The organism is Dulcicalothrix desertica PCC 7102 (genome assembly GCF_003991905.1).
Classification (GTDB): Bacteria; Cyanobacteriota; Cyanobacteriia; order Cyanobacteriales; family Nostocaceae; genus Dulcicalothrix; species Dulcicalothrix desertica.
Window position 1 is genome coordinate 1 of record NZ_RSCL01000093.1, and the last position, 1,998, is coordinate 1,998.

The 1,998-nt window shown below is 38.0% G+C and carries 2 protein-coding genes; both read right to left on the reverse strand.

The window, feature by feature from the left end:
• On the reverse strand, positions 1-294 hold a 294-nt coding region (locus DSM106972_RS50875; RefSeq protein WP_148129300.1), incomplete at its 3' end, for a hypothetical protein.
• A 1-nt stretch (position 295) separates the two neighbouring features.
• Positions 296-1,168 (reverse strand): DUF7927 domain-containing protein, encoded by an 873-nt coding sequence (locus DSM106972_RS50880; RefSeq protein WP_411675409.1) that lies wholly within the window; start codon positions 1,166-1,168, stop codon positions 296-298.
• Positions 1,169-1,998 lie beyond the last annotated feature (830 nt).

Here is a 1,998-nt window from a genome sequence, read left to right on the forward strand (position 1 = left end):
GGGTTCTGGGGCGGGTTCTGGGGCGGGTTCTGGGGCGGGTTTAGATAGATTTTGGGTGTTTTTGCAATCTTGGGTTAACCCGCCCCTACAGGTTGACTGTTCTGGTTTTGATTGGGCTTTTTCTGGTGAAAAAACTGGTATATTATCTTCGGAAATGTCTGCAACTACATTCGATTTAATATCATCTTGCTTAATATGGTTATGATTAATTGTTTTTGCTGATGTACTAACAGCAGTTAATACAGGGATGGTACTACAAATTGTTAATAAGCCGTGATTAATTTTTTTAGACATATTATTGCCGTCCCTCTCTAAACGCAGGAGTTACAGCAAAATTCATTCGTGCCATACTAGAAGGTGCCAACTTAACTAAACGAGACTGACTATTTTTATCAATCCTGTATAAATTCGGCGCCTGAATATAACCAGGTAAACTAGTTAAATCTAAAGTTCCAGTGCGATTACCAGCAATTACATTCGCTACTGAAAAAATTCCATTAGCATCAGTAATAATACGGTTGCCATCATCCATATAAATTACAGCATTAGGAATACCAGGTTCACCATGTTGCTGCTCACCATCAAAATTTTTATCAACAAACACCCGTCCAATCAAAGTACCACAATCAGAAATTAGACCAGAACGAATTTTTAATTGATGACTAGCAGTATTACTCCTTGCACTACCAGCAGTTGCAACTGCTAAATTTCTACCATTCCCACGCATCCCATCTGGAGTAACCGTAGCAGCATAGATAATATTTAATGTACCAGTAGGCGCCAGACTTCCAGCATAAGTCACATAAAAACTACCCTCTGTAGATTTGGCAACAGATATAGGAACTTGAGACGTAGTGTTATTATTAGATAAAGATGCTTGCAAAGATTTAGATTCTAACACCAAACCTAACGGCAACCTATCGGTTAGCGTTATATTCGATGCATTGATATTGCCAACATTGCGAATAGTAATACGGTAAAGTACCGTATCACCAGGTTTGACGACAACTTTATCAGCAGCTTTAGCAATTTGCAACGCTGCTGCTTCTGCACTGAATACTGCACGATTAGTTGCTTGATTTGTTAGATTATCCCCACCAAAAAAAGCTCTATTTTCAATTTCATTTGCAGCAACAGGTTGCAACAAAGTTGTAATCCCAGGAAGCATCAACAATGATACAAAAAAACTACGCCGGAATCGGTTAATAATAAATCTCATATAACATACAGTAGTTGCCAGGAAATAAGCGATGTTGCTTTTTTTGATACTTACATCACTTATTGACTTTTATTCTTTTTTGAAAGGTAAATGCTGTTTAAATGTTGCGGTAGATGAAGTAAACCCGTCTAATATCAATATAATCAGCAAAATATACATTGATAACAGGTTTTTCACTGAATTTTGATGCTGTGGTGCCAAATTATCAGTAAGTACACAGACGTATAAATGCTTAAGTATGTATATACTGTGCGTTCGCTCATTTTTAGAGAGGAAGAGGAATTAATGCCTTGAGGGGAAAGGAATAGGGCAATCAGCGGCTTGGTGCCAAAATCCTATAATCTGTAAGATATATTCTAGTTCATAGATGTGCGTATGGTAGTAAACGAACAGCCCACACATTCCGAGAGGGTTGGTTTAAAACGGCAAAACACCGATTTGGATTGCACCGTTTTGGGCAAGGAACCCTTTTAGGGGTTTATCGTTGGCTTGTATTGTCCCTTATATCTTATGTTTTGGCACACTGGGCTTATTTATCTTATTCAGGCGCCAACTCAGACTTACCTGACGCTTGGTGAAGCCGCAGAAATTGCAGATCCTTACTATATTTCCTCATTTGGTGATTTTACTTCTTTTACAACATATTGAACGCCTGCGAGAACTGTTTTAGAATTAATTCTCACACTGAGATTTTAATGTCTTTTACATTTAAAACCTATACCCAGCTTGGCTTTTACAATCTGCGCTATTCGTGTGGCGTTGCTACTATCTATGTTTAT

What these genes read in the sequence shown, in the direction of transcription:
- DSM106972_RS50880 (WP_411675409.1), bottom strand. Translation starts at nt 1,168, where the DNA reads ATGCTTCCTGGGATTACAACTTTGTTGCAACCTGTTGCTGCAAATGAA.